26 protein-coding genes and 1 pseudogene are annotated in these 26,747 nt (G+C 37.9%); 15 read left to right on the top strand and 12 right to left on the bottom strand.

Annotation, left to right across the window (positions count from 1 at the left end; all coding sequences use genetic code 11):
• Positions 1 to 366, top strand: a pseudogene (locus tag ASG01_RS09030) (hypothetical protein); the annotation flags it as partial.
• 624 nt (positions 367 to 990) lie between these two features.
• Here ASG01_RS09030 and ASG01_RS09035 read toward each other — a convergent pair.
• Together ASG01_RS09035 and ASG01_RS09040 are read right to left on the bottom strand one after the other, a co-directional pair.
• Complete coding sequence (locus ASG01_RS09035; RefSeq protein WP_055862925.1) at positions 991 to 1,428, bottom strand: carboxymuconolactone decarboxylase family protein; 438 nt, start codon at positions 1,426 to 1,428, stop codon at positions 991 to 993.
• Positions 1,429 to 1,493: 65 nt separating this feature from the next.
• Entirely contained in the window at positions 1,494 to 2,066 is a 573-nt protein-coding gene (locus ASG01_RS09040) for a Crp/Fnr family transcriptional regulator (RefSeq protein ID WP_055862927.1), read from the bottom strand.
• A gap of 64 nt (positions 2,067 to 2,130) precedes the next feature.
• Here ASG01_RS09040 and ASG01_RS09045 point away from each other — a divergent pair, with 64 nt between their 5' ends.
• The 3 genes from ASG01_RS09045 (at position 2,131) to ASG01_RS09055 (ending at position 4,395) form a co-directional block, all read left to right on the top strand.
• Positions 2,131 to 2,349 (top strand): hypothetical protein, encoded by a 219-nt coding sequence (locus ASG01_RS09045; RefSeq protein ID WP_055862929.1) that lies wholly within the window; start codon positions 2,131 to 2,133, stop codon positions 2,347 to 2,349.
• A 186-nt stretch (positions 2,350 to 2,535) separates the two neighbouring features.
• Positions 2,536 to 3,438 (top strand): SDR family oxidoreductase, encoded by a 903-nt coding sequence (locus ASG01_RS09050; RefSeq protein WP_055862930.1) that lies wholly within the window; start codon positions 2,536 to 2,538, stop codon positions 3,436 to 3,438.
• 39 nt (positions 3,439 to 3,477) lie between these two features.
• The gene (locus ASG01_RS09055) at positions 3,478 to 4,395 is read left to right on the top strand and encodes a helix-turn-helix domain-containing protein (protein WP_055862933.1); all 918 of its coding nucleotides are present in this window, start codon (positions 3,478 to 3,480) and stop codon (positions 4,393 to 4,395) included.
• Positions 4,396 to 4,653: 258 nt separating this feature from the next.
• On the opposite strand, the gene ASG01_RS09060 is transcribed toward ASG01_RS09055, so the two are convergent.
• The 4 genes from ASG01_RS09060 to ASG01_RS09075 form a co-directional block, all read right to left on the bottom strand.
• Positions 4,654 to 5,136: an SgcJ/EcaC family oxidoreductase gene (locus ASG01_RS09060; protein WP_055862935.1), complete on the bottom strand. Its 483-nt coding sequence runs from the start codon at positions 5,134 to 5,136 to the stop codon at positions 4,654 to 4,656.
• A 114-nt stretch (positions 5,137 to 5,250) separates the two neighbouring features.
• On the bottom strand, positions 5,251 to 6,189 hold the full coding sequence (locus ASG01_RS09065; RefSeq protein ID WP_055862937.1) for a DUF5996 family protein: 939 nt from the start codon (positions 6,187 to 6,189) through the stop codon (positions 5,251 to 5,253).
• Positions 6,190 to 6,439: 250 nt separating this feature from the next.
• The gene (locus ASG01_RS09070) at positions 6,440 to 6,703 is read right to left on the bottom strand and encodes a hypothetical protein (RefSeq protein WP_055862939.1); all 264 of its coding nucleotides are present in this window, start codon (positions 6,701 to 6,703) and stop codon (positions 6,440 to 6,442) included.
• A 127-nt stretch (positions 6,704 to 6,830) separates the two neighbouring features.
• The gene (locus tag ASG01_RS09075) at positions 6,831 to 7,373 is read right to left on the bottom strand and encodes a GNAT family N-acetyltransferase (RefSeq protein ID WP_055862942.1); all 543 of its coding nucleotides are present in this window, start codon (positions 7,371 to 7,373) and stop codon (positions 6,831 to 6,833) included.
• Between the two features lie 428 nt (positions 7,374 to 7,801).
• Between ASG01_RS09075 and ASG01_RS09080 the strand changes: the two genes are divergently transcribed.
• Together ASG01_RS09080 and ASG01_RS09085 are read left to right on the top strand one after the other, a co-directional pair.
• A complete protein-coding gene (locus tag ASG01_RS09080; protein ID WP_055862944.1) occupies positions 7,802 to 8,599 on the top strand; it encodes an alpha/beta fold hydrolase in 798 nt (265 codons plus the stop codon).
• Positions 8,589 to 9,698 (top strand): PAS domain-containing sensor histidine kinase, encoded by a 1,110-nt coding sequence (locus ASG01_RS09085; protein ID WP_055862945.1) that lies wholly within the window; start codon positions 8,589 to 8,591, stop codon positions 9,696 to 9,698. Before ASG01_RS09080 ends, ASG01_RS09085 begins: the two co-directional genes overlap by 11 nt.
• Positions 9,699 to 10,492: 794 nt before the next feature.
• On the opposite strand, the gene mnmE is transcribed toward ASG01_RS09085, so the two are convergent.
• A complete protein-coding gene (gene mnmE / locus ASG01_RS09090) occupies positions 10,493 to 11,878 on the bottom strand; it encodes a tRNA uridine-5-carboxymethylaminomethyl(34) synthesis GTPase MnmE (RefSeq protein ID WP_055862947.1) in 1,386 nt (461 codons plus the stop codon).
• Positions 11,879 to 12,154: 276 nt separating this feature from the next.
• Positions 12,155 to 13,924 carry an aminopeptidase P family protein gene (locus ASG01_RS09095; RefSeq protein ID WP_055862949.1) on the bottom strand — a complete coding sequence of 590 codons (1,770 nt, stop codon included), beginning with the start codon at positions 13,922 to 13,924 and terminating at the stop codon, positions 12,155 to 12,157.
• A 269-nt stretch (positions 13,925 to 14,193) separates the two neighbouring features.
• Here ASG01_RS09095 and ASG01_RS09100 point away from each other — a divergent pair, with 269 nt between their 5' ends.
• The 6 genes from ASG01_RS09100 to ASG01_RS09125 all read left to right on the top strand — a co-directional run bounded on the left by ASG01_RS09100 (position 14,194) and on the right by ASG01_RS09125 (position 18,932).
• The gene (locus ASG01_RS09100; RefSeq protein WP_055862951.1) at positions 14,194 to 14,631 is read left to right on the top strand and encodes a DUF6526 family protein; all 438 of its coding nucleotides are present in this window, start codon (positions 14,194 to 14,196) and stop codon (positions 14,629 to 14,631) included.
• Positions 14,632 to 14,658: 27 nt separating this feature from the next.
• Positions 14,659 to 14,826, top strand: a complete 168-nt coding sequence (locus ASG01_RS09105; RefSeq protein ID WP_055862953.1) for a hypothetical protein — start codon at positions 14,659 to 14,661, stop codon at positions 14,824 to 14,826.
• 11 nt (positions 14,827 to 14,837) lie between these two features.
• Complete coding sequence (locus ASG01_RS09110) at positions 14,838 to 15,941, top strand: DNA topoisomerase IB (RefSeq protein ID WP_055862955.1); 1,104 nt, start codon at positions 14,838 to 14,840, stop codon at positions 15,939 to 15,941.
• A 632-nt stretch (positions 15,942 to 16,573) separates the two neighbouring features.
• On the top strand, positions 16,574 to 18,199 hold the full coding sequence (gene pruA / locus ASG01_RS09115; RefSeq protein WP_055862957.1) for an L-glutamate gamma-semialdehyde dehydrogenase: 1,626 nt from the start codon (positions 16,574 to 16,576) through the stop codon (positions 18,197 to 18,199).
• Between the two features lie 158 nt (positions 18,200 to 18,357).
• Complete coding sequence (locus ASG01_RS09120) at positions 18,358 to 18,600, top strand: hypothetical protein (RefSeq protein ID WP_055862959.1); 243 nt, start codon at positions 18,358 to 18,360, stop codon at positions 18,598 to 18,600.
• A gap of 68 nt (positions 18,601 to 18,668) precedes the next feature.
• The gene (locus tag ASG01_RS09125) at positions 18,669 to 18,932 is read left to right on the top strand and encodes a hypothetical protein (protein WP_055862962.1); all 264 of its coding nucleotides are present in this window, start codon (positions 18,669 to 18,671) and stop codon (positions 18,930 to 18,932) included.
• Positions 18,933 to 19,012: 80 nt separating this feature from the next.
• Here the strand turns inward: ASG01_RS09125 and ASG01_RS09130 are convergent, their stop codons facing one another.
• On the bottom strand, positions 19,013 to 21,283 hold the full coding sequence (locus ASG01_RS09130) for a polyribonucleotide nucleotidyltransferase (RefSeq protein WP_055862964.1): 2,271 nt from the start codon (positions 21,281 to 21,283) through the stop codon (positions 19,013 to 19,015).
• A 214-nt stretch (positions 21,284 to 21,497) separates the two neighbouring features.
• Complete coding sequence (rpsO, locus tag ASG01_RS09135) at positions 21,498 to 21,767, bottom strand: 30S ribosomal protein S15 (protein ID WP_047442664.1); 270 nt, start codon at positions 21,765 to 21,767, stop codon at positions 21,498 to 21,500.
• A gap of 170 nt (positions 21,768 to 21,937) precedes the next feature.
• Between rpsO and ASG01_RS09140 the strand changes: the two genes are divergently transcribed.
• The 3 genes from ASG01_RS09140 (at position 21,938) to ASG01_RS09150 (ending at position 24,806) form a co-directional block, all read left to right on the top strand.
• On the top strand, positions 21,938 to 22,492 hold the full coding sequence (locus ASG01_RS09140; RefSeq protein ID WP_055862966.1) for a hypothetical protein: 555 nt from the start codon (positions 21,938 to 21,940) through the stop codon (positions 22,490 to 22,492).
• A gap of 84 nt (positions 22,493 to 22,576) precedes the next feature.
• Positions 22,577 to 23,899, top strand: a complete 1,323-nt coding sequence (gene mgtE / locus ASG01_RS09145; protein ID WP_055862968.1) for a magnesium transporter — start codon at positions 22,577 to 22,579, stop codon at positions 23,897 to 23,899.
• 181 nt (positions 23,900 to 24,080) lie between these two features.
• Complete coding sequence (locus ASG01_RS09150) at positions 24,081 to 24,806, top strand: ABC transporter substrate-binding protein (protein ID WP_055862970.1); 726 nt, start codon at positions 24,081 to 24,083, stop codon at positions 24,804 to 24,806.
• Between the two features lie 40 nt (positions 24,807 to 24,846).
• On the opposite strand, the gene ASG01_RS09155 is transcribed toward ASG01_RS09150, so the two are convergent.
• Positions 24,847 to 25,296, bottom strand: coding sequence for a GAF domain-containing protein (locus ASG01_RS09155; RefSeq protein WP_055862972.1), 450 nt, complete (start codon positions 25,294 to 25,296; stop codon positions 24,847 to 24,849).
• Positions 25,297 to 25,307: 11 nt separating this feature from the next.
• Complete coding sequence (locus ASG01_RS09160) at positions 25,308 to 26,735, bottom strand: hypothetical protein (protein WP_055862974.1); 1,428 nt, start codon at positions 26,733 to 26,735, stop codon at positions 25,308 to 25,310.
• Positions 26,736 to 26,747: the final 12 nt, after the last annotated feature.

Raw genomic sequence — 26,747 nt, forward strand, 5'->3', positions numbered from 1 at the left:
GACGGTTTTATAGATAAAAACATATCGATGCCGGTACTCGCTATTTGGGAATGCGCGATAGGAATTGGTCTTTTAAGTGGGAGATTCATGAAAATAACACTTTTTTTATTATACCTCCAGATGATCGGTACACTTACACCTTTAATAATTTTCCGAAACGAAACCTGGTCAGGAGTTTTTCTTGTGCCCACACTTTTAGGACAGTATATTATCAAAAATGTAGTGCTGATTTCTGCGGGCATCGTAATAGGAGCGACTACCAACGGAGGAGCTTTGATTTCAAATCCTAATGTTGCTGTAAAGGCAGTTCATCTACAAACTCTAGGGTCTGGAGTTATACCAACGGTCGCCGATTTCAAATCCTAATGTTGCTGTAAAGGCAGTTCATCTACAAACTCTATATTTTAGATACAAACGCCGTTATAATCAAGATCCTAAGTATAAGATTTAGTGTGCCAAACGAATCTGTTATTTCCTACAAAAGGCTATAAGGTTCAATACTAAAAATATCGTTTTTTAAAACTCAGTTTAATGTTTTGGATTTTTCCAAACCGGAGATATTTAGCATTAATCTTCATCAGAAAAACAAAGCATGAATTTGGCACTTCACTGTCCTGAATTACGAATCCCCGCTTCTTCTGTTAGTGGCTCCCTGTTCTTCTCTACTAATCATTTATAAATGATACAGTATATTCCTGAATTTCCTTTCGTTGCTCATCATTAGCATTATCGTCCATTTCATTATGGGTCGTATTTGCTTATTTTACTATTTTTATTTTATTTTTTTTAGTTTCCTTTCTATTCTTTAAAGTGTGAAGCTACGATTAATACTTAAAGTCTCTTCACACTGACTTGTAATTCATCTTAATTTCCGGACGTTTAACAAAGAAGCTGAAGTTCTCACTTCAGCCCTTGCTGCCCTTGCTGCGCTAATTACGTCAAACTGTAAATAGTGATTATCGTACACACTTAAAAAACTTTTGAATTCATCTAATTGATTTGTAAATGTGTTGAAATGGCAATTCTGTTCCACATGTTAATGGTAATGACCGCCATAATAATACTTTTTATCTGCCCTTCATCAAAATATTGAGTCGCTTTCTCATACGTCTCGTCGGTAAGACCTTTCATACTGATCAGGGTGATTTCTTCGGTCATCGCCAGAATTATTTTTTCTTCTTCTGTAAATAAATCAGTCTCTCTCCATGCATTTAGAAGGAACAACCGCTGAGCCGATTCTCCATATTTAAGAGCGTCTTTAGTATGCATATTCAAACAGAATGCACATTGATTAATTTGTGAAGCCCTGGTTTTAATCAGTTCTTTTTGAATATTATTTAAGGAAGTGGTCTGTAAAGTAGCTTCCAGATTCATCATCGCCTGGTAAGAATCAGAATCTGCATTTAAAATTTTGATACGTGTACTCATTTTATTTTGTTTTAAAATTACAGTACAAATTTCTCCTATTGAAACCCAAAAAATCTTAAGCTGGTTTAAGATCGGAGTTTTTTTCTAATTTCGCTGAGATATTCGGGAGTGAAACCTAAGAAAGAAGCAATAAGATATTGGGGTATTCTTTGAATGAACCAGGGATAGAGGGTACTGAAATTAACATATAATTCTTCCCGGGTCATCTCATATAAATACCGTATTCTGCGTTCGGAGGCTGCATATGCCCGTTGATAGACGATTCTGAAATATCGTTCCATAACCGGATGTTTCTGTAATAGCAGCTCCTGCGAGTGAAAATCAATCATCACGAGCGTCGTTTTTTCAACGGCCTGAATATTAAAAGTAGATTTCGCCTGTTGTTCAAATGCAAAATTATCAGCCAGCCACCAGTTTTCGATGGCAAATTCTGTCGTTTGCTCCACACCTTTTTCATTCACGAAAAATTTTCGAAGGCAACCGCTCAGTACGAAATATTTAAATTTACACAATTCACCGTCGGACATCAAATTTTCCCGCTTTTTGACTTCTAACACCTGAAAAAATGCCGATACTGAGGCAGACTCTTCATCGCTGATATTGATTAATTTTTTTAAATGGCTTTTAAAAGCGTCCATATCTATTGATTGAGATTTTTAACTTTTTTATTTCTTATGGGTCTATAACGCTATTGATAAAACCATGAATCCTTTTAAATCAATCCGTCATACTACGGTCAGAATTTATTTTTCGTCTTTTTCCAACATCACAAATAAGATAAACATATTTACCGCTGTTGTTTTTATTATTATCAGGTTGGTGATGGCAAAAACGGGTAAAGCGCCGTTGCTAGACAATATGCAGTTTTCCGGTGATTATAATATGAAGCGGTTTTTAAATATCGGTCGCATGAAAACATAAACTTTTCTTTAATTTTTTTTTAAAGGCCAAGATCGACTGAAACATTTTACAAACATAGTGATTGCCGAAAACACAATCTCGTATGTTATCTGCGAAAGAATTATTTTTTGGATACACATTAAAGACTTTCCGCTACACAGCTTATCGATTATCAACAGATCTTTGTCGTATTAAAATTATTGAAAAATGAAAGTATTTGTTACAGGAGCAACAGGCTTCATCGGCAGCGCAGTCGTGCAAGAATTACTGGAAAATGGTCATCAGGTGCTGGGACTCGCAAGGTCAGAAGAATCTGCTGAAAAACTGACTATGCAAGGAGCTTCTGCCCACAGAGGTGACCTTAATGATGTGCAAAGTTTAAAATCAGGAGCTTCAATCTGTGATGCAGTAATCCACTTGGGATTTGTACACGATTTTTCGAACTTCGCTGAGATGTGCGCTTTAGATCACCGGGTTATCACTGCAATCGGCAGTGAATTGATCGGAAGCGAAAAACCGTTTTTAATTACTTCCGGAACTGCATTATTTGCAAAAGAGGGAATTACGTATGAAAAAGTTCGTTCGGTTAATAATCCACATCCGCGTATTGCGACGGAAAAAGCGGCAGATGAAATGGCTGCAGAAAACGTAAAAGTGGCAGTCATACGACTTTCGCCATCCGTTCATGGTGAAGGGGATTTGATTGGTTTCGTACCGAGTCTAATAAAAATTGCGAGAGAAAAAGGTATGTCGGCGATGATCAGCGACGGCAATAATCACTGGCCGGCGGTGCACCGATCAGACGCGGCAAAATTATACCGCTTAGCGCTTGAGCATTCTTTTGTGCCGGGGACGAGATTCCATGCCGTTGCAGAACAGGGAATTCCATTTAAGGATATTGCCGCTGCAATTGCTCAACAGTTAAGCATTCCCCTGATATCAATTGATCCCGAGGCGGCTGAAGAACATTTCGGTTGGTTTGCCCATTTTGCCAAATTAAACAATGTGAGTTCCAGTCAAGAAACACAGATAAATTTAGAATGGCATCCGGAAAACCCAACGCTTCTGGAAGATTTAAAAGGATCTGTATATTTTCCTCAGAACAAATAATTTATATTTATTGTCTTATTAACCTTTAAAATTAAATCGATGCCTGACAATAAACCTATCCGATTAAAAACGATTTCTGAATTTCATAAATTAAGGGGTTTGCCCATGCCCAAACATCCTTTAATCAGCGTTATTAATTTTGAGGATATGGCAACTACTTCAATAACAGGAAAGCAGGATTTAATTTTTGATTTCTATACCGTTTCTGTTAAACGGGACATGAGTTACCGGTACAGATACGGGCAGCAGGACTACGATTTTGATGAAGGAATACTGTTTTGCATGGCTCCACATCAGATCTTAAGCGTTATAAGAGAAGAGAATGGGAAAAATCCATCCGGATGGATGCTTATGATTCATCCGGATTTTCTTTATGATACATCACTGCTTTCCAAAATTGCACAATATGAGTTTTTTGGTTATTCGGTAAATGAGGCGCTCTTTTTATCACAAGACGAGGAAGATAAAATCGGGCAGATTATAGAAAACATCAAACAGGAGTATCAGACCAATATTGATAATTTCAGTCAGAAGATCATTATATCTCAAATAGAAACGCTTTTAAATTATTCAGAACGTTTTTATCAGCGCCAGTTTATTACCCGTCATAAGACGCATCACCAGTTTTTGGAAAAGCTTGAACGGTGCTTAAATGAATATTTTGCAGGTGAAGAAATTTTAAAAAGCGGATTGCCAACTGTTCAGTATCTATCGGACGTTCTAAAAATGTCGCCACAATATATGCGAAGTCTTTTAAAGTCGGTTACCGGACAAACCACACAGCAGGTAATTCATGAGAAACTGATTCAGAAAGCCAAAGAAAAGCTTTCCATAACCGATTTATCGGTGAGCGAAATTGCTTACGAACTGGGTTTTGAGCATTCGCAGTCTTTCAATAAATTATTTAAAGCAAAAACACAGCTGTCGCCATTAGAATTCAGAAAGTCTTTCAATTAGGAATGATCAAATTGCTTTAATAAACCGGTGAATAATAAATAAAAATGCCGGAATACTCAATTGATGCGTTTACCGTAAAAGTAGGTAAAAGGAAGCGCTCTAATAATTAAAGTTGCAGATAAATTGTTTTGATAGGTGAGAAAACCATTTCTCATCCTCAAAACTTTACAGATCTTCGTGCATATATTTTCACTTACCCATTCTTTTCATTCTTGAATTTTTTTGACAAACCTTTCGCAGAAGTTTGTGTTGAAAAGATTATTTGTTTAGCATAGGATTCATCTGTGTAACCTGCATCGAAACAATTTTCCACGATTCTGCTTCTTTTTGAAATACTGCAGACACAATTTTTTTGTCAACACTCCCTTTTTTGACCGTTGCACCCGGCACCTGATAGTCTTCCTTAGCCGTCAAGGTTTCATTTACGTAAACAATGGCTGTTTTGTCGTTTACTGATTTTATGCTGATTACCTCAAATTTTACTGAGGTCGGTTTGATGCAGCAATCGTTAATATATGAAAACTGTTCCCTGATCATTTTTTTTCCCTCCCAAACGGATCCTAAAAAATTGATCAGAATACCATCCTCTGAAAATGCCTCTGTAAATGATTGCATATCATTTCTGTTCCAGTCGGTTTCCTGCTGTTTGATTATTTTTGATAATTCTCCCGTCTTATCCTGTGCAGAAACTTGTGCTACTGCAAAGACAGTTAAAAAAAGTAAAAAAAGATGTCTTATCATTTTAAAGTTTTAAAAGTTATTTTAGTAATTGATGCATCCGTCAAATATGCGACATTAAAATTATTTTAGTGGTCATTATTAGATTTGCCACGGAACATTGACTAATAACGGTTACTAAAATTTTTCAAATGATTTTAGATTGCATTGCAAACCTTGATCCCAGTTTCCTGTTACTGAGGCTGCCTGGAATGTAGATTCCAGAAAACTGAGTAAATGCTTTTCCGGTTCTTCATTACTCTGTACCGCTTTGTACGGTAATAAAAACTCACCCAGATCTTTGCTGAAAAATGCTTCTTTTGGCAAAACTTCATAATCTGCAAAACCATCCGGCGCGGGATAAACATAAGAGTAAAAAAATGCTTCCGGAAAATCTTTGCTTCCTGCCCAAAAGCCGCAGCTGCTCACTTCGTGGCTATAGGCTTCCTGCATTACTAATTGAGGCATATTCGGGATTACGCTTTCAATTTTTGGTGCTGGTTTGCCTGAAAATCTGCTTACTGCAAGATCAAAAGCACCCCAAAAAAAATGCACAGGGCTAACTTTTCCGGTAAAACCAGATCGGAAACGTGTGAAAACTTCATGAATCTTAATTAAAGCTTTCCAGTATTTTTGAATTTCTTCCTCATTATATTCCCTTTCCTGCTGATCCTGATCAAATGGAATTGCTTCCTGAAGTTCATTTGGTTTAGCAAAGATTTCGACTTCAATTTCCAGAGAACGTAAAATCCCAAATAAAGCCTGGTAAAAATCCGCAATGCTTCCTGACTGAAGTTTTATGCGTTCTACCTGTCCATTACTGGTGGTAATATTTAATTCATGAGAGATAAAATTCAGTACCATTTCAAAAATTCCAAACTTATAAGGAATGCTGCCAGTCGTTAAACCACTGGAAGAAACATACAATGTCACATGCCACGAATGGTTGATCCAGGGCGTTTTTTTCATTCTTATTTTCCCAATGATCTGAGTCCACAACTGCACGGTATTTAAGGTATTCTCAAGTTTATAAAAATCCAGTGCAGGCCATTTACTGTTGTTTAAAATAGGTTCCATGTAATCTTAATTTTATATTGCGTTATTTTTGAAGTTCAAGATTTGGGACTAAAAATTCCTTTTAAGAAATAATAAAAATTGATATCCCGGCAGTCAAAAATATTGTTGTTAATATTTTCTGAATCGACTCTTTGTTTAGCAACAAATCAACTTTAAGACTTTACCAATCATTGACCAGTAATTTTATCTTTTTAATGTTCTAAAAGTTATTGATTTTTGTTCTGACAATTCCTCTTCTATTTTAGCTACATTAGCTTAAATCGTCTAATTCCAAATCTGACATTTTGATCCATAAAGAATTTTTGACAGGATTATGATTTTCAACCCCAAATTCATTCAGATTTTTATCGAATATGACTAAAACTCTTCCGTCAATAATTTCGGTTTGGCCTATAACTTTTCCTTTTTCTCCAATTAATTTCCAATAATTTTCTCTGTCTTCAACTTTCTCTACAGATTTTAATGTCCCTAAAAAACTTTTTATTTTAACTGGTGTATTTTTTCCAAATCGCATTCGGTGTGATTGTTTTATCAGGAACTGCCAAATTTAATCTTTGCGTCAATACAACCTATCTGAAATTCGCAAAAGATAAAACTTTCGGCTACCACTATTCCCTGTCTATTGCAAGAGCTGTTAGTTGCTACGGTTCCTGTCGTTGGTTTTTTGTCAGTTTTAGTTTCATCATAATGTCGGTCTGTTCGTCATTGCCTAGTTTGAAAATGTGTTTGTCAAACTCCACGAAACCGTCTTTCCTGTAGAAATTAATTGCTCTCGGATTTTCTTCCCAAACGCCCAACCAAATATAGTCGGCATTCTTATCTCCTGCAATTGTGATTGCTTTGTCATAAAGCATTTGTCCAACAGCTTTTCCGTGAAATTCTTTAAGCACATAAATTCTTTCAATTTCTAATGCTTTGTCGTCTTGCAACTCTGTCTGTGACTGTCCAAAGTTTACTTTTAAATAACCAATTACGCTGTTATCAAGTGTGGCAAAATAAAATTCAGTGTTCTTATCGTTAAGTTCAGAAGTCAACTTACCTACTGTAAAACCTTCGTTCAGATATTTTTTCATATTCTCTTCGGTGTTGCCTGCTGAAAATGTTTCTAAAAAGGTCTGTCGGCCAATATGTTGTAATTGATCAATGTCATTTACGGTTGCTTTTATAATTTCAATGTTGCTCATTTTGTAAACTTAATTATTGTCAGCCCGATACGTTTACTACTTTCGGGTCGAACTGTTTCTCCTATCGTCAACTAGTTATTCAGTATCAAATTTTACTCTCGTTACTGCTAGCAATGCTGGTGTGATACCGTTCTGCCAAACATCCAGGTTGGGTTATTCGTTTCGGGTTAACCGGCATTTTTTTTCGATATTTCTGCGCGATTTTAAAAGCAATGACCGCTAACGTTCCGGCACTTGACTTAGCGAGGTTAGAATATAAAGATGCGAGATATTTAGGTTAAACACAAATTTTCAAATACAAAATCAACTATAAATTCAGCTTAATCCCCAATCTGGCTAAATTAAATCAGTCAGCCTAACCATTTGATTCCAGAAAGTTTTTTACATTCCCATCTAAAAATTGATAAATTTGCAAAAACTATATTTTAATGAATATCCTTAAGAGGAATAACGTCACAATAAGCGGAAAGGGTGAAAATGTTATATTTTTTGCTCATGGTTTTGGCTGTGATCAAAATATGTGGCGTTATGTTTCCCCTGCATTTGAGGATCATTATACAACTGTTCTTTTCGATCATGTAGGCGCAGGAAACTCAGATCTTTCTTCATATTCATTTGAAAAATATAGTCAGCTTGAAGGCTATGCTGAAGATATTGTTGAAATTGCAAGAGAATTAAAAATTTCCAACGCAGTTTTTGTTGGACATTCTGTAAGTTCAATAATGGGTATTATTGCTGCAAAAAGGGCTCCTGAACTGTTCAAAAAATTAGTTTTGGTATCACCTTCACCGTCATATATCAATGAAGATGATTATGTAGGTGGTTTCAGCAGGTCAGAAATTGATGAGCTCCTTGATTCCTTAAACGACAACCATCTAGGATGGTCAGCAACAATGGCTCCTGTAATTATGGGAAATCCTGACAGACCGGAATTCGGAAAAGAATTAACAAACAGCTTTTGTAAAACTGATCCTGAAATCGCTAAACATTTTGCACGCACTACTTTTTTAACAGATAAGCGGGATATTTTGGGTGATCTGAAAGTTCCTGTTCTGATCCTTCAATGTAGTAATGATGTCATTGCCCCGGTAGAAGTTGGTCATTATATGCACAGGCAGATGGAAGGAAGTCAATTGGTCATTATGAATGCAACTGGGCATTGCCCTAATCTCAGTGCTCCCCAAGAGACAATTGAAGCAATAAGTGTTTTTTTAAATGACTGGTAGCCAATCAAATAAACTGTCAGAGGACTTTGACGACTTTTTCGAATCTTCATTATGCGGATTTGTAATTGCTGATGCAAATGGGAAAATCACCAGAATCAATACTTGTGCAGCCCGTTGGCTTGGCACAAGTCCCGATCACCTTACTGGGAAACGCATATCTGATTTGCTTTCGGTAGGCGGCAAAATATATTTTGAAACCCATTTGTGGCCGTTGCTTCGAATACAGGGACACTTTGACGAAGTATCAGTTGAATTGACAGATACAGGGAAAGGTAAAATTCCTGTTTATATCAATGGATATGAAAGAAGAGATGAAAACAATCATCCTCTTTTTTTACGCTTCACCTTATTTCAGGCAGCAGACCGGCGTTTGTATGAAGAGAACCTACAGATGTCCAAAAAATTAGCCGAAACAAACTTAAATATTGAACAGCAGCAGGCAGTTATTCGTGAGCAATTTATAGCAGTACTTGGGCATGACCTACGAAATCCGCTCGGAGGTATAATGAGCGCTACTCAATTGCTGACAAGATCTGAATTAAGTGATCGCGACAGAAAATTAATGAATATAGTACATTCCAGCTCAAAAAGGATGTATGAGATGATTAACAATATAATGGATTTGGCTCGTGGCCGGCTGGGAGGCGGAATTTCCATAATACCCGTTACTGTTGATTTGGAACAGCTTCTCATTGAAGTCAGCAATGAATTAAAAGTTTCCTGGCCGGGAAGGACTATCGAATCTCATTTTAAAATTAATCGTTTGATAGAATGTGATCCTGGGCGTGTTTCTCAACTGGTTTCTAATCTTCTTGCCAATGCGATTACGCACGGATTATCTGATACTTCTATCACTCTTGGCGCCGAAGCCACTGATGAATTTTGGGAAATTTCTGTTACTAACAGCGGTCAGAAAATACCGGAAAAATCAATGGAAAACCTTTTTAACCCTTTTCAACGCGAAGGCACGGAATCAAATCAAAATGGTCTCGGACTGGGGTTATATATTTCATCAGAAATAGCAAAAGCGCATCACGGGCTACTATCTGTGACTTCAGACGAAAATAAAACATGTTTTACGTTTCGTGCTCCGTTATAAAATTCTTGATGTGTTTTACGCAGCTTTTCGCATAAAGGATCACTTTTAAATGCTGCATGTATGACAATAATGCCTTCATTCGAATGATTATTGGTACACCTTATTAACAGAAAGACCACCGACAGTAAGCCAATAATTTTATCATCATTATCCTTACTAACCATTATACCTTAATAAATAAAATTCCTGCTAAATTTAAGATTCACTTTATTATTGTAAGCATCAACTCTTTTAGGATCATTATTTTACTTTCTGTAGTCAAACCCAAGATTATCTTTTCCTAATTTAATTTATGTTGCTAAATTGTATTTTTCTTTCGGTTTTAAAGCTCAATGTTCTAGCGTCCCAATAATGCTATTTCTCAAGCAAATATTGAATTCCGTAGAAAAATTTTAAGCCATCTTCTGCAGGATTTAAAAAGTTGTGACTGTACTTTGTTTGAGTATAAAGTAAGGCCGAGTCAATCATATTTTTAAAATATGGCAAACCGTTAAAGGATTAGGAAGTGATATAGAAATCAAAAAGGCAATTCCATCAACACCTTTTGTGATTTTATTAATTGTTTTGGCATCACCTAAATTCGCCAAAACAGGACTTGTTCCTGCATGTGCTAATTTTTAAAAACTCTTTGCTCAGCTGGTGGCTGCAATTACTTCTGCTCCCTTTTCAACGCTTCTCCAGTACATGAATTTATTTGGTATGTGTTCGCACATATCATGAAGATAACTGCGGCTGAAATTCCAAAAATATACTTCACCATGATGTAAAAATTTAAGTATCAAAGAAAAGCTAATTTATTTCCCGATACAAAACTTGGAAAAAATATTCCCTAAAATCTCATCATTTGTGACCTCACCGGAAATTTCACCAAGATGCTCCAATGCGTTTCGCAGTTCATAAGCGAGGAGTTCGGTAGAAATCCGGAAAGTTATCGCTTCGTTTACTTTATGTACCGCATCCAAAGATTTTTTTAATGCTTCAAAATGCCGCTGATTGGTTATTACGACATTATTTTCAGGCGATTTCAAATGCTCAACAAATGAAGACATTTCATCTTTTAAACTTTGAATATGCTGATTCTCTACTGCTGAAATCGGGATAAAATCAAAGTCTGAAGTTAGTTCATTACGAAGTCTGTCTTCCATTGATTCATATAAATCCGGAATGAATTTATCAATTTTCGTAGCGCAGATAATTACTTTTAAATCATCGCGGATGATTGATTTTAAAACCAATAAGTCATCGTTCAGATCTTTTGTAGAAGCATCAAGGAGATAGACCAAAATCTGGGCATTGGCTACTTTTTCTCTCGCTTTTTTTACGCCAATGGCCTCAATTTCATCTTCTGTTTCGCGCAAACCTGCGGTATCGATCAGGCGGAATGCATGACCTTTGATATGCAGAATTTCTTCGATGGTATCGCGCGTCGTACCGGCAATATTGCTCACAATGGCGCGTTCCTCTTTCAGTAAAGCGTTCAGTAACGTAGATTTTCCAGCATTTGGTTTTCCGATTATGGCGACTGATGTTCCGTTTTTTATCGCATTTCCATACTGGAAACTGTCGATCAGCGAAAGCAGTTTTTCATCTATTCTATTCAACAAACTGGTAAGTGCCGAGCGGTCTGCAAATTCCACATCTTCTTCAGCAAAATCAAGTTCGAGCTCAATGAGCGAAACGAAATTGAGAAGGTCTGTACGGAGGAATGAAATCTCGTTTGTTATCCCTCCTTTTAACTGATTTAAAGCTACTTTTCGCGCTGATTCATTATCGGAAGCGATGAGATCTGCAATGGATTCGGCCTGCGAAAGATCGATACGCCCGTTCAGAAATGCACGCATGGTAAATTCTCCGGCTTTTGCCATTCTCGAGCCGTTCGATGTTAATGTTTCCAATATTCTTTTGGCGATGTGCGGTGACCCGTGAAAAGAAATTTCGGCTGAATCTTCGGCGGTAAATGTTTTTGGTGCCCGAAAGACAGAAACCATCACTTCATCGATTATTTCATCACCGTCTTTTATAAATCCGTAATGTACGGTATGCGAGTCTGCTTTCTCAAGATTTTTACCATCAAAAATTGCATTCACTGCTTTGAAAGACTGATCTCCGGATATTCTGATGATGCCGATGGCACCTGTTCCGTTGGCTGTGGCGAGTGCGCAAATTGTATCGTGATTCATAAGACAAAGATAACGGTTTTGGATTTTTTAATCGGGATTGTTGTCTTGCAATTTTTGGAGTGAATACAAACGATTTCAGATTCTCAATTTCTATTTAATGTTTGGAATCTATTGTTTAAAATCTGCTGTTTCGATCTGCGATGTTTTTAGATTCTTTGTTTAGGGGCGGCGGCTTCGCCGCCGCCCCTAAACAAAGAATCATGCACCAAATAAAATTGACAGAATCTAAAGCTTTCATGTACAAAAAAACCTCTGAAAATTTCAGAGGTTCATATTTTACAAAGGAGAAGTCAGTCGTAAAAACCATTCTTTAACGTCACCTTCCAGATGCGGACGAAGTTTATCTTCGCACTGCTGATGGTAATCATTCAGCCACTTAATTTCTTCTTCAGAAAGCAGTTCTTTCACGATCGTGTCTTTGAAAAACGGACAGAATGTAAGCGTTTCAAACTCGTAAAAAGTTCCAAAATCTGTTTTTGCAGCTTCTTTCACAGCGATCAGATTCTCGTGACGGATTCCGTATTCACCTTCCACATAGAAGCCGGGCTCGTTCGAACAAACCATCCCGACCATCAGTTCCTGCGGATTCATATCTTTTCTGATATTCTGCGGACCTTCGTGCACATTCATAAAACTTCCCACGCCGTGGCCGGTTCCGTGGTTATAATCTTTACCCTCCATCCAGAGCGGCAGACGTGCAATCGCATCCAGCTGTACACCGCGTGTTCCTTTTGGGAATTTTACCATTGACAGCTGAATCAAGCCTTTCAGAACCAAAGTTGAATTTCTTTTAAATTCTTCCGAAGGCGTTCCCAATGCAAAAGTTCGGGTTATATCTGTCGTTCCTTCCAAATACTGTCCGCCTGAGTCAACCAAAATGGTGTCTACATTCGTCACTTCTTTGCTGCCTTCTTTTTTGGCCGAATAATGCATGATCGCCCCATTATCTCTGTAGCCGACGATGCTTCCGAAACTTTCCCCGACAAAATTTTCGCCTTCTGCACGGAAGTCTCTGAGCTTTTCCCCGATCGAATATTCTGTCAGAGGTTCTTTTCCGGCGGTATGTTTCAGCCAGTAAAGAAATTTCACCATTGCCACACCGTCGCGCACCATTACTTTTCTGAAACCTTCCAGTTCAGTTTTATTTTTCTGCGCCTTCATCAGATTTCCGGGAACAGGCGCTTTGATGAACTCGTTTCCGATTTTTAATGATTCAAAAATCTGCTGATTGCTGTTTGGGGAAACGAGTATTTTTTCGTTGCTAATGGTTTTAAGGTGATTATAAAACTCTTCGTACGGCATCATTTTCACCCAGGCTTCATCCAGCTGCCGACGGGATTCTACATCAAGCTTTTCAAGATTTGTAAACAGGAAAGCGTCATTTTTTGTGATAATAACGTATCCCATAAAAACAGGATTACTTTCCACATCGCTTCCACGGAGATTTAAAGTCCAGGCTACATCATCGAGACTTGAAATGATATGATATGACGCGCCAAGATCATCCATTTTCTGACGGATTGCACCTAGTTTTTCGTTGACAGACTGCCCTGCACGTTCTTCAGGATGTGTATAAATAGGATTTTGAGAAGGCGCGCCACGCTCTTTCCAGACATATTTCAGCAGAGGAAGATCGATGAGTGTGATATTCTTTTTGGAAAACTTTTCATACATCATTTCCCAGTTTGAATGGGAAGTTGCCAAAGCATTTACAGCCACTTTTCCATTTTCCGGGATTTCAGAAATGATCCAGTCGGTATAAATTGGCGTATCTTCCATTCCGTCTTTAAAAAGATCGATTCCTGAGCCGGCCAATTCAATAGGCGCCTGTGTAAAATATCTTCCATCGGTCCACAGTCCGGCTTTGTCTTTGGTAATAACCACGAGTCCTGCTGAGCCCATAAAACCCGAAAGCCACGCTCTCTCCTGCCACTCTGCAGGCAGATATTCACTCATGTGCGGATCTGCTGAATAAATAATAAATGCGTCGACATTATTTTTCTGCATCTCGTCGCGTAATGCAGCCACTTTTTCCTGTGCGGTCATTGTATTTGATATTTTGTATAAGATAAAGGTACAATTTTTTTGTGCTGCAGTGGTGTTTGGTACCTGTAAAATTTCGCTGAATCTCTCACTAGCCCCGATAGGAGCGGCTACCCCGCAGTGAAGCGTCTGATATCGAATTTTAGATATCAGCCGCCGAAACAAGGAGTAATAGAGAATAGCGGGAACAAGCTCCTGAAAAATAGTTTCTGCCTATAGATTTTGAATCTGACCATTTTTCGGTTTGGAAAGATTATTGATATTAATCGAATATGAACGCGCAAAACTACAAGAATCACCGAAAATTCTATGCTCCGCACCACTTTATCTATCTGCCGGCTTTGCTGGTTTTGTTCGGATACGGAATTTACAAGCGAAGTGCCGACGAAGAAAATGAGCTTCTCTGGACGCTTTTTTCGGGAATTATTTTTCTGATTCTCTATCTCGCTATCATGGTACGACAACATTACGCACTGGTCTTGCAGGATAGAATGGTAGTTATTGAATTCAGACAGCGTTATTTTGAGCTTTTCGGTAAGCGATCTGATGATATCGTTTCGCAACTGAATTTCTCACAGATTGCAGCGCTGCGTTTTGCTTACGATGATGAGTTTAAAACACTTATTGAACGCGCATTAAATGAAAATATTTCAGGCGACGAGATTAAAAAATCGATTACCAACTGGCGCCCGGATCTCAGCAGAGTTTAAAAAATCAACCTTAAAAATTATATTATTATGAAAAAACTGACATTATTCGGTATCACGATGTTTTCTGCAATGATGCTGACCAGCTGTTCTGCAATCGAAACAATTTTCAAAGCCGGTATGTGGTGGGGATTTATTTTGGTAGGTCTTGTAATCGCAGCGATTATCTGGATTTTCTCCAGAAACCGTAATTCATAGATAAACAGAGAATGGATCAGCCCGAACTTGAAATTATTTCTCATCTTAAGCCTTCGAAGATCATCAAGATCATGAAAGATCCTGTGGCGTCTGCGAAGGCTGTTAATCTCATTTATACCTCTGACACCGAGGTTTCCGGGATTACCAGAAAGCGCAGGGGAAAGAAATTTACCTATTATAAAGAAGGTGAGAAAATCAGTGATAAAAACGAGATTTCCAGAATTAATAAGCTGGTCATTCCTCCTGCATGGGAAAATGTGTGGATTTGTGCGATTGATAACGGCCATCTTCAGGCCACCGGCATCGATGTAAAACAGCGTAAACAGTATCGCTATCATCCGCTTTGGAGTGCATTGAGAAATCACACAAAGTTTTACCGAATGCTGAAATTTGGTTATGCTTTGCCTGAAATGCGTCTGCAGCTGGAAAAAGATCTTTCACTCAAAAATTTTGAGAAGAGAAAAATTCTTGCGCTGATCGTAAGTCTGATGCAGCGTACCAACATCCGTATAGGGAATTCCATTTACGAAAAGCTGTACGGATCTTTTGGTCTGACTACTTTAAAGGAAAAGCATGTGAAAGTGGAAGGACAGAAAATCCGGTTTACATTTAAAGGTAAAAAGGGCGTGATGCATGATGTTGATCTTAAAAGCAAACGTCTTTCTAAACTGATTGTAAAATGCAAAGAGATTCCGGGGAAAGAACTTTTCCAGTTTTATGATGACGAAGGAAACCGTCATGGTGTCGATTCCGGAATGGTAAATGATTATATTAAGGAACTTAGCGGAGAAGATTTTACTGCAAAAGATTTCAGAACATGGTCTGGTACTGTGAATGCACTTATTGCTTTTAAAGAAATAGGTTATGCCGAAAACAGCACGCAGTATAAAAAGAAGGTAAAACAGGCTTTGGATATTGTCGCTTCGCATCTCGGAAACACAAGTACGGTTTGCAGGAAATATTACGTTCATCCTTTGGTGATCAATCTTTACGAAAATAATTCCATTAAAAAATATCTGGACGAACTGGAAGATATTGAAAAAGATGACGGAAAAGCTGGACTTACCCATGAAGAAAGGCTGGTTCTGAAAATTCTTGAAACGGAAAAAATGTGAGAATATGAAAAATTTTATTTATTTTCGATTCAAATAAGTTTATGAAATATTTCTGAAAAGTAAAATGTAACAGAGTATTGTAGGCTAAACTACAGTATTCAAAATTTATGAAAATTAGTATTGGCAGGCCTAAACTATTTGCAGCAACATTATGTTTGCTTATCATTTCTGCAATTACAACCTTTACCTATATACCCAATGAGTTTAAAAATCAAGGAGGTTCATGTTATCAGGGAATTGTAATTTTCTTCACAAATATTATTATGATATTTTGCTTAGCGTCTTTTATCATCGCATTTATCCTAACATTTCTTAGTAAATATAAATTTTCAATCTTAATTTCTTCATTATCATTTTTCCTGTGGATATTTTGGGCTTTTGCCAGCTCAATTGATTTCCCCATTGATGGCTTACGCTATTTCTCACTTTTTACTATTGCAAGCTTTCTTTGCGTATTTTATATATTTAAAGTACAGGGTATAAGGACAATTAAAAATGTCTAACAATTTTATTATACTTCGAAAAAATTCACTATTAACTGGCAAAGCAAAATTCACTATTCACATCTCTCTTACCATAAATTTTAAAAGTTGTAAATTTGTAAAACAGCAAAATAAAACAATACAACTTATATGTCAAAAGCAATTTCGCAAGTACCATTTGCAGTAAATGAGCCGGTAACTTCTTACGAACCGGGATCAGCAGAAGTAAAATCTCTTCTTGCAACTTACAAAAAAATGTGGGCAGAAAAGACAGAGATCCCAATGATTATCAACGGTAAAGAAGTAAAAACAGGCGATACTGTTCAGCTTCAGTCACCACAGGATCATGCGCATGATTTCGGTTTTTATCATAAAGGAACAATGCAGCATGTAGATGATGCCATCAACACAGCATTAGCCGCAAAAAAACAGTGGAACGACCTTGGATGGGAGCACCGTGCAGCGATTTTCTTAAAAGCAGCAGATCTTCTGGCGGGTCCTTACAGAGACGTGATCAATGCCGCAACTATGATCGGACAGTCTAAAAATGTTCATCAGACTGAAATTGATGCAGCTTGTGAATTCATCGATTTCTTGAGATTCAACGTTGAGTTTATGACAGAAATGTATTCTGAGCAACCGGTTTCTGACGCAGGAATCTGGAACAGAGTAGAATACAGACCTTTGGAAGGATTCTGTTTTGCAGTTACACCTTTCAACTTTACAGCGATTTCAGGAAACCTGCCGACCTGTATGGCAATGCTTGGAAACGTGGTGGTTTGGAAACCTTCAGACAAACAAATCTATTCAGCTAAAGTAATCATGGATGTTTTAATCGAAGCGGGACTTCCTGCAGGTGTTATCAACATGATTTTTACAGACGGAAAAGAAACTGCCGAAAAAGTAATGGCTCACAGAGATTTTGCGGGACTTCACTTTACAGGATCTACCAAAGTTTTCCAGGGAATGTGGAAAATGATTGGTGACAATATTCACAACTACAGAACGTACCCGAGAATCGTTGGTGAAACTGGTGGAAAAGATTTCGTTATCGCTCACCCTTCAGCAAATGTAGAAGCTGTTGCAACAGGTTTAGTAAGAGGTTCTTTTGAGTATCAGGGACAAAAATGTTCTGCGGCTTCAAGAGCTTATATCCCTAAATCTCTTTGGGCTGATGTAAAAAAAGTAATGGAAACTCAGATTGCTTCAATCAAAGTAGGTTCTCCTGAAGATCCTTCAAACTTTGTAAACGCAGTAATCGATAAAAATTCTTTCGAAAAATGTAAAGGATATATCGACAGAGCAAACGCTTCAGATGTTGCCAACGTTGTAATAGGTGGTAAAACTGATGATTCCAAAGGCTGGTTTGTACATCCAACTGTTATAGAAACTACAGATTCTCAGTACGAAAGTATGGTTGAAGAAATATTCGGTCCTATTTTGTCAGTTTTCGTTTATGAAGACGCTGACTGGGCAGAAACTTTAAAGGTGGTGGATTCTTCTTCGCCTTATTCATTGACGGGTTCAGTTTTCGCACAAGACAGATATGCTGTAAATGAAGCTTTCAAAGCATTGGAAAACGCATCAGGAAATTTCTATATCAACGACAAACCAACTGGCGCAGTTGTGGGTCAACAACCTTTTGGTGGCGGCAGAGCTTCAGGAACCAACGATAAGGCAGGTTCTAAAATGAACTTACTGAGATGGACTTCGGTGAGATCTATCAAAGAAACTTTTGTTTCGCCTAAAGATTATAAGTATCCTTATTTGGGATAATATTTTTTGACGATAAATGTAAACAGCTTTGATATTTTCAAGGCTGTTTTTTTTTAATAAATATCGCAAAAGCCTTTATTAATCAGTATTAACATTAGAAATATTTTTTCGGAATAATATTTGATTGCTCAGCTTCACACCCAAAAATTTTACATATAATGAAAAAGTTATTGTTATTAAGCTTCGCTGTTGGCGCTATTGCTACAAGTTGCGGAACGAAGGAGGCGCAAATGTCAAACAGCACAGATTCTACATCTACTGATGCTGCTATGTCTGAAGCACAGCCAATGACTACTGACACCATGAAGATGTCTACACCAGACACCATGAAAATGAAAATGGATACGATGACTCCTGCAACAGGGACAGCGACTCCAATGAACAATTCTACTACAAAGTAGAATTAAAAATAAAATCTGCTGTTTTTTCAGCAGATTTTATTTTACTAATTAAAAAAACATTAAACACTATGAAAATACTTTTGACATCAGCAGTTGCCGGACTTCTTTTTTTAGGAAGCTGCGCACAGAAAAAAGAAAACCGCGAGGAATATAAAGCTGAACACGATAAAGAATACATGAAAAATTCGCTCGGAGATACGGCAGTGAATCACTCAGAACCCGTTCCTCCAGGTTCGGTTGGTGCGACAGTGCAGCCTAAAGATACGATGACTGAAAAGTCGGTGAATCAGAACAAACAGGTGCCGGACACGGAACGTGGCGGTTACAGATAAATTCCTTTTTACCTTTTTATAATTAATGAAAACAGTCCTGAGAAATTTCTCAGGACTGTTTGTTTATAAATAAATATTGATTAAGCTTCGTTCAAAGGCTTGTGCTCGCCCGGTTGATCTCTTCCCTCAGGATTTACGTTTCCTTCCGGTCTCGCAGGACGGTCTTGTCTGTTGTCCTGTCTGTTTCCTTCCGGTCTTGGACCTCTCTGCTCTCCTTCAGGTCTAGCCGGTCTTTCTGGTCTTGGCAACAAAACTTTTCTTGAGAGTTTCATTTTTTTACGGTCATCATAACCCATAAATTTCACCTCAACCTGATCGCCTTCATTGTAAGGAACTTTATCCAGACGTGCCCATTCGATCTCCGAGATATGAAGAAGACCTTCGGTACCCTTAGCAATTGCTACGAATGCTCCGAAATCCATTACTTTCACTACTCTACCCTGATACACTTCACCTACAGTCGGTACAAAAGTGATCTCGTTGATCCTTGCGATTGCTTCATTGATTTTCTCTCTGCTGACACCGGAAATCTCGATTCTTCCGATTTCTCCAACTTCTTCAATGGCAATAACCGTATCCGTATCTTTCTGCATCTGCTGAATGATTTTTCCACCAGGTCCTATAACAGCACCGATGAAATCTTTAGAGATCTCCAACATCACCATTTTCGGAGCGTGAGGTTTCACATCTTCTCTTGGAGCAGAAATAGTTTCGTTTAATTTATCAAGAATATGAAGTCTGCCTTCTTTAGCCTGAAGCAGTGCTTTCTCCATAATTTCCATAGAAAGTCCCTGAACTTTAATATCCATCTGGCAAGCGGTGATTCCGTCTGCAGTTCCTGTTACTTTAAAGTCCATATCACCTAAATGATCTTCATCACCCAAGATATCAGAAAGAACGGTATATTTTCCGGTTTTAACGTCCGTTACCAATCCCATTGCAATACCTGAAACCGGTTTCGTAATCTGAATACCGGCGTCCATCAGAGCTAAAGTTCCTGCACAGACAGTTGCCATAGAAGATGAACCGTTTGATTCTAAAATATCAGAAACGATACGGATGGTATAAGGATTTTCTTCCGGGATCATGTTTGCCAAAGCTCTCTGAGCCAGGTTTCCGTGACCAACTTCTCTTCTTGAAGTTCCTCTCAAAGGTCTTGCTTCACCAGTTGAGAATGGCGGGAAGTTATAATGTAAGAAAAATCTCTCGTCGTAGTTTACCATTACGCTGTCTACCATGTTCGCATCTTTTACTGAACCTAAAGTTACAGCCGTTAAAGACTGAGTTTCACCTCTTGTGAAGATTGCAGAACCGTGAGCTCCAGGTAAATAATCGATTTCTGACCAGATCGGACGGATTGTTTCAGGATCACGACCGTCAAGACGGATTTTATCATTGATAATCATCTGACGCATCGCCTCTTTTTCCACATCGTGGAAGTACACTTTCACGAAAGGAGTTACTCTTTCAAGCTCTTCAACATTTTCAACATACTGAGCTAAAAATTCGTCACGTACTGCTCTGAATTTTTCACCTCTTTCTTCTTTTCCTGAAGGAGTTTTTGCTACTTCGTATACTTTATCATACGTTTCTTTCCACACTTTCTCACGAATGGCTTCGTCGTGATTTTCGTGGCTGTATTCTCTTTTTGGTAATGATTTGCCTACTTTTTCAGCCAATCTTTCCTGAGCTTCAACTTGTTTTTTGATTTCAACGTGAGCGAACTGAATGGCTTCAAGCATTTCTGCCTCAGAAATTTCTTTCATCTCACCTTCCACCATGACGATAGAATCCTTCGTTGCACCCACCATGATGTCAAGGTCAGCCAATTTAAGATCTGCATAATTAGGGTTTACGGCTAATTTTCCGTCGATTCTCACTACTCGTACTTCAGACATTGGTCCGTTGAAAGGGATATCTGTAATTGCAATTGCTGCAGAAGCTGCCAAACCTGCTAAATCGTCAGGAATTGAAAGTCCGTCATAAGAAATCAATGAAATCATTACCTGAACTTCCGCATGGAAATCTTCCGGGAATAATGGTCTAAGAACTCTGTCTACCAAACGCATCGTCAGGATTTCCTGATCAGATGGTCTCGCTTCTCTTCTAAAAAAGTTTCCGGGGATTTTTCCACCTGCGTAGAATTTTTCTCTGTAATCTACTGTCAATGGCAAGAAATCTACACCATCTTTTGCTTCTTTGCTGGCTACAACAGTTGCTAAAAGCATTGTTCCGCCGATTTTTACGACAACAGAACCGTCAGCCTGTTTCGCCAGTTTTCCTGTTTCGATTGTGATTTCTCTGCCGTCTGCAAGAATAATCGTTTCTGTAATTGCTTGAGGTATACTCATAAATTGTTTTGTGTTGCACTCCGTATTGAGTGCTTTTAATTGTTGTATTTCGTCTAAAAATTCGTTTGCAAAGATACGCTATTCTGATGGTTTTGTGAAAGATTTGCTTTGTTTTCTGATTATAAGGCTAATACATCTTTCAATTCTTATCAATAAAACAAAAAAAAGCAGCTTTCACATGAAAGCTGCTTCCTTATTTTTTCCGAAAAGCTGATTATTTTCTCAAACCCAGTTCGGCAATAATCGCTCTGTATCTTGCGATATCTTTTTTCTTAAGATAATCTAAAAGGCTTTTTCTTTTACCTACCAATTTTACCAAAGATCTCTCTGTGTTGAAATCGTGACGGTTTGCCTTCAAATGCTGAGAAAGGTGGTTGATTCTGTAAGTGAATAGAGCAACCTGTCCTTCAGCGCTTCCTGTGTCCTGTGCAGATTTTCCGTGTTTTGCGAAAATCTCTGATTTTTTTTCTGTTGTTAAGTACATTCCAATATTGTTTAATGATTATTATGTAACGGGTGCAAAATTACAAAAAATTTCCAAACGGCAAAGACTTTTATGGCTTATATATTGATATACAAATCCTGATGTTAAAATTTCTTAAAATATTTTCAGCTATTATTTAAAAAGAATGTAATTTTACCGTCACAATTCCGATGAAAAAAAATCAACTCTTTCTACTGTCTGCCAGCCTCTTACTTCTGGGTTTTACTGCTTTGAAAGCACAAAAAAAACCGGTTGAAAATCAGGTTAAAAAAATCCTATACTTCAATCCGGAAGTAGAACCAAATCTTGAAGAAATAAAGGAACCTACCAATAATGCATTCTTTGGTGCCGTTTCAGACAAAATCAGCAGCCGGCGAAACCGTCTGATGCGTACCGAAACGCAGATGCCCTATGACAGCATTGACACTAAAACCATTATAGAATATGGCAAAAACAATGATGCCGATTTTATTGTCGTTCCGAAAATTAAATATTTTAAAGTCGGACTTGGCAAATACGTATTTTCCAATCAGGTTTTGGTGAGCATGAAAGTTTTTGATGCCAACGGAAATCTTCTTACTTCTTCACAATACGACACATACCGTAAAAATATGCGGCTTTTGGGTTCTACCGAAAATTCAATAAAAATCGGAACCAATGGCGCGATGAAAACCATTTTTCAGGAGCTTAAAAAACTGAAAACGGTCTCTGAAAATACTTTTTAAACTTTAATTATATCTTAAATCTCGGCTCTTCCCACGTTTCCCTGACATTTTTAATTTATTTTTGCATCTGAAAAAAATGAAGGGTTGAAACATCAGGACGAATTTATCTTCAACGATGCCGATATTGCAGAACGTCTCAGCGAATTACCTGCAGATGAACGTTTGCTTGCTTTTCTGAAAGTTCCGAAAGAATTCAAAGCTGAAGTTTTTTCCCACCTCGACCCTGATTTTCAGGAGGAAACCATCCGAAGCATTGGCAGCGATGAAGTTTCTGAAATCCTCAATGCGATGACGCCTGATGACCGTACGGCACTTTTTGAAGACTTTCCGGACGAGCTTATCAAATACTCCATCAATCATCTGAATCCGCAGGAACGGAGAGTCGCCCTGAAACTTCTTGGCTACGATTCAAATTCCATCGCACGACTGATGACGCCTTATTACATCCAAATCCGAAAAGAATGGACCGTCAAAAGATGTCTTCAACAGATCAAAAAAGTTGGAAAACGCGTTGAAACTATCAATCATTTATATGTCGTTGATGAAAGAAACCGCCTGATCGACGATCTTGCGTTAGGAAGTTTACTGCTTGTCGATGACGATACTTTGGTATCTGATCTTACCGATAATCAGTTTGTTGCGATCAGTACAATGACTTCGAAAGAAGATGCAGTAACCTACTTTGAAAAGTACGACCGCACAGCTCTTCCGATTGTCACCGAAGCCGGTGTTCTTGTTGGAATTGTGACGATTGATGATATTTTAGATCAGATCGAATCTCAAAATACAGAAGACATTCAGAAATTCGGTGGTGTGGAGGCACTCGATGACCCATATATTCAGACGCACTGGTGGGAAATGATCAAAAAACGCGGTCTCTGGCTGATCGTTTTATTTTTCCTGCAGCTCATCACCGCTTCTGTGATGGGATTTTATGAAAATGAGATTGAAAAAGCTGTTGTTTTGGCTCTATTTATTCCGTTAATTATTTCGAGTGGAGGAAATTCCGGTTCACAGGCTGCAACATTGATTATCCGTGCGATGGCTCTTCAGGAAATTACAATAAAAGACTGGTGGACGGTGATGAAAAAAGAAATTATTACGGGTGTTATTCTCGGAACTTTTCTCGGCGTCATCGGTTTTTTCAGAATCATGATCTGGCATGAAATCGGTTGGTTCGATTATGGCGATTACTGGTTTTTCATTGGCATCAGCGCCGGAATTTCTTTAGCCATGATTGTACTTTGGGGAACAATTTCGGGTTCGATGGTTCCATTTATTCTCAAAAAATTCAATCTTGATCCTGCGACTTCTTCGGCACCATTTGTTGCGACTTTGGTTGATGTAACCGGTTTAATTATCTATTTTACTATTGCCGCGATGTTTCTGACCGGTAAACTTTTGTAACTCTTTTTTTATTAAAAATACCGTGAAATCAATCTTCCTTTTTTTAATGATTATTATTTTTAATCTTAATTTTTCACAGACATTTAATGAAAGGGAAGGTTCTGCACTCTTTTTTATCATATCGGGAAAAGAAAAAAAAGAAATTGACGAGCTGGTAACACTTTACAACAACCAGTATTAAATGAAAATTATTTCTCTCGTTCCATCCATCACAGAAACTTTATTTGATCTTGGTCTTACCGAAAATGAAGTGATCGGGCGCACAAAATTCTGCATTCATCCTTCAGAGAAGGTGAAAAAAATCGAGATTATTGGTGGTACAAAAAATCTGAATATTGATAAAATAAAAAGTCTGAAGCCGGATATTATTTTAGCCAATAAAGAAGAAAATGTAAAAGATCAGGTTGAATCTCTAATGCAGGATTTCCGCGTGGAAGTTTTTGATACAGAAACTCTTAAAGATAATTATCAGCTCGTAAAAACGCTGGGCAGTCTTTTCGGAAAACAGGAAGCTGCACAGATTTTTAACGAGAAAATTAAAAACGTTTTAGATCAGTTTAAAATAAAATCTCCCATAAAAGCCGCTTATCTGATCTGGAAAAACCCTTACATGACAGTCGGCTCAGACACTTTTATTCATCATGTTCTTGCGGAAATCGGTTTTGAAAACCTTTTTAAAGATCAAACACGCTATCCTGAAATTACAGCTGATGATTTAGCTGATGCTGGTGTGATTATGCTTTCGTCCGAACCTTTTCCGTTTAAAGAAAAACATATTGACGAACTTAGAACGATGTTTCCTGAGAAAAAAATCATGATTGTGGATGGTGAAGCTTTTTCCTGGTACGGAACGCATATCGCAAAATGCGAAGATTATTTTAGAAATCTCATTGCTGAATTTGCATAAAAAACTCCGACATCTGCCGGAGTTGATTCATTATTCTTAATTATAAAATCTTGGAAACTTCATTGCAAAGCCATTCCAGAAGTTCTAAATCTTCTTTCGTAAAAGGATCCACCGTATGAGAATCAATATCGATCTGACCGATGTTTTCTCCGTTTTTAAAGATCGGAACCACGATTTCAGCTTTGGTATCAATCGAACAGCTTAAATAATTATCCTCCAGTTTCACATCAGGAACCACGAATGTTTCGTTTGAAACCGCCACCTGACCGCAAATTCCTTTTCCGTAAGGAATGATGGTATGATCAGTTTCCGCACCGACATACGGCCCGAGTTTAAGCTCATTTTTATCACCGTTTTTAAAGTAAAATCCCGTCCAGTTGTAGTAAGAAATTTCCTGATCAAGCAGTGAGCAGACTTTTTGAAGTTTTTCTTCGGTATTATCTTTCGGACTTTCAAGGATGAAAGAAAGCCTTTTTTTCAGTTCAGACATTTTTTTATTTTTTAAGAAAATTGTTTTAGAGAAAGTTCCTGCTTGTAGCCAAACATTCCTCTTTCTTTTATCATTTCTGCTACACCATTAGGCAGCTGATTTTCCCAGCCGCTGATATTGCAGGTAATTTTACGTAAAATTTCACGAGAATAGATTTCCAGAAATTCCGGATTATAGTTTCTGATATCTACAATACGGTTATTCAGTTTAAAATATTTGTACAGTTCTTTAAGATTTTCCTGCACTTTAAGATTGGATGAATCAAGAAGTTCATGCGTCTCAGGATCTTTGTAAGGATAAAGGTAGACGCGCATTCCGTTTCTGAAAAACTTACCAAAAGCTTCCAGAATTCCACCTGAAAGATCATTGTAATATTTCTCATCAAAAACCATTAAAAGATTGTTTACGCCCATCGCCACTCCGATATTTCCGTTTGTATAATGGGAGAAATAATCGATTAGACGGTAATATTCAGAGAAATTTGAAATAATTACAGTATACCCGAGTTTTCCGAGAACATCCACTCTGTCGAGAAAATCCCGCTCATCAATATCGCCGTCGGCCCGAAGGTTTGAAATGGTGATTTCTATTAAAATTTCGGTCTCTTCGGCAGTACAGATCGCATCTTTCATAAACATATCGATGCCGTTTTTAAGCATATCAATATTTACGTTCGTCACCGGCCTGAAACTTCCACGCACCGCGAAAATATTTTTTTTATACAGAACATCAGCCGGAAGCATATTATTTCCTTTTGAATTAAAAATAACCGCATCTGTCATGTTATTTTTTACCAGCTGCAGCGACATTAAACGGTTGTCGACATATTCAAAAGCCGGACCGCTGAAGTCGATCATATCGATCTCCAGATTGTCTGTTGCGACGTCATCATAAAGAGATTCAATTAATCTTCGTGGATTATCAAAATAGGTAAATGCGCCATATATCAGGTTAACACCAAGATTTCCGAGGGTTTCCTGCTGAAGTGTAGCATCGTTTTCTTTAAATTTAACATGAATAACAACCTCATTGTAATCTTCATTTTCTTTCACCTGAAAACGTAGTCCTACCCAACCGTGACCTTTTACTGTTTTATCAAAGTTAATCGTTGTAACCGTGTTTGCGTAAGAAAAGAACTTCCTGTCTGGGCTGTTTTCTCTGGAAATACGCTCCTCGATAAGAGAAACTTCATAACGAAGCATTTTACGAAGTCTGTTTTGCGTCACGTAGCGGTTTTTAACCTCTTTTCCGTAGATCGCATCACTGAAGTCCTTATCGTATGCAGACATCGCTTTGGCTATCGTACCGGAAGCGCCGCCCGCTCTGAAGAAGTGCCGCACTGTTTCCTGACCTGCTCCAATCTCTGCGAAAGTACCGTAAATACTGGGATCGAGATTAATGGTTAATGCTTTCTGTTTAGGAGTGAGTTTCTGATACATTAGGGCACAAAA

Source organism: Chryseobacterium sp. Leaf180, from assembly GCF_001424585.1.
GTDB lineage: Bacteria > Bacteroidota > Bacteroidia > Flavobacteriales > Weeksellaceae > Chryseobacterium.

Bases quoted from the DNA above. Each gene is read 5' to 3' on its own strand.
- ASG01_RS09055 (WP_055862933.1), top strand. From the start codon at position 3,478: ATGCCTGACAATAAACCTATCCGATTAAAAACGATTTCTGAATTTCAT.
- ASG01_RS09150 (WP_055862970.1), top strand. From the start codon at position 24,081: ATGAAAATTATTTCTCTCGTTCCATCCATCACAGAAACTTTATTTGAT.
- ASG01_RS09110 (WP_055862955.1), top strand. From the start codon at position 14,838: ATGGATCAGCCCGAACTTGAAATTATTTCTCATCTTAAGCCTTCGAAG.
- ASG01_RS09100 (WP_055862951.1), top strand. From the start codon at position 14,194: ATGAACGCGCAAAACTACAAGAATCACCGAAAATTCTATGCTCCGCAC.
- rpsO (WP_047442664.1), bottom strand. From the start codon at position 21,767: ATGTACTTAACAACAGAAAAAAAATCAGAGATTTTCGCAAAACACGGA.
- ASG01_RS09040 (WP_055862927.1), bottom strand. From the start codon at position 2,066: ATGGACGCTTTTAAAAGCCATTTAAAAAAATTAATCAATATCAGCGAT.
- ASG01_RS09050 (WP_055862930.1), top strand. From the start codon at position 2,536: ATGAAAGTATTTGTTACAGGAGCAACAGGCTTCATCGGCAGCGCAGTC.
- ASG01_RS09105 (WP_055862953.1), top strand. From the start codon at position 14,659: ATGAAAAAACTGACATTATTCGGTATCACGATGTTTTCTGCAATGATG.
- ASG01_RS09160 (WP_055862974.1), bottom strand. From the start codon at position 26,735: ATGTATCAGAAACTCACTCCTAAACAGAAAGCATTAACCATTAATCTC.
- ASG01_RS09035 (WP_055862925.1), bottom strand. From the start codon at position 1,428: ATGAGTACACGTATCAAAATTTTAAATGCAGATTCTGATTCTTACCAG.
- ASG01_RS09125 (WP_055862962.1), top strand. From the start codon at position 18,669: ATGAAAATACTTTTGACATCAGCAGTTGCCGGACTTCTTTTTTTAGGA.
- ASG01_RS09085 (WP_055862945.1), top strand. From the start codon at position 8,589: ATGACTGGTAGCCAATCAAATAAACTGTCAGAGGACTTTGACGACTTT.
- ASG01_RS09045 (WP_055862929.1), top strand. From the start codon at position 2,131: ATGAATCCTTTTAAATCAATCCGTCATACTACGGTCAGAATTTATTTT.
- ASG01_RS09080 (WP_055862944.1), top strand. From the start codon at position 7,802: ATGAATATCCTTAAGAGGAATAACGTCACAATAAGCGGAAAGGGTGAA.
- ASG01_RS09070 (WP_055862939.1), bottom strand. From the start codon at position 6,703: ATGCGATTTGGAAAAAATACACCAGTTAAAATAAAAAGTTTTTTAGGG.
- ASG01_RS09075 (WP_055862942.1), bottom strand. From the start codon at position 7,373: ATGAGCAACATTGAAATTATAAAAGCAACCGTAAATGACATTGATCAA.
- ASG01_RS09120 (WP_055862959.1), top strand. From the start codon at position 18,358: ATGAAAAAGTTATTGTTATTAAGCTTCGCTGTTGGCGCTATTGCTACA.
- mnmE (WP_055862947.1), bottom strand. From the start codon at position 11,878: ATGAATCACGATACAATTTGCGCACTCGCCACAGCCAACGGAACAGGT.
- ASG01_RS09065 (WP_055862937.1), bottom strand. From the start codon at position 6,189: ATGGAACCTATTTTAAACAACAGTAAATGGCCTGCACTGGATTTTTAT.
- ASG01_RS09095 (WP_055862949.1), bottom strand. From the start codon at position 13,924: ATGACCGCACAGGAAAAAGTGGCTGCATTACGCGACGAGATGCAGAAA.
- ASG01_RS09155 (WP_055862972.1), bottom strand. From the start codon at position 25,296: ATGTCTGAACTGAAAAAAAGGCTTTCTTTCATCCTTGAAAGTCCGAAA.
- ASG01_RS09060 (WP_055862935.1), bottom strand. From the start codon at position 5,136: ATGATAAGACATCTTTTTTTACTTTTTTTAACTGTCTTTGCAGTAGCA.
- pruA (WP_055862957.1), top strand. From the start codon at position 16,574: ATGTCAAAAGCAATTTCGCAAGTACCATTTGCAGTAAATGAGCCGGTA.
- ASG01_RS09140 (WP_055862966.1), top strand. From the start codon at position 21,938: ATGAAAAAAAATCAACTCTTTCTACTGTCTGCCAGCCTCTTACTTCTG.
- ASG01_RS09130 (WP_055862964.1), bottom strand. From the start codon at position 21,283: ATGAGTATACCTCAAGCAATTACAGAAACGATTATTCTTGCAGACGGC.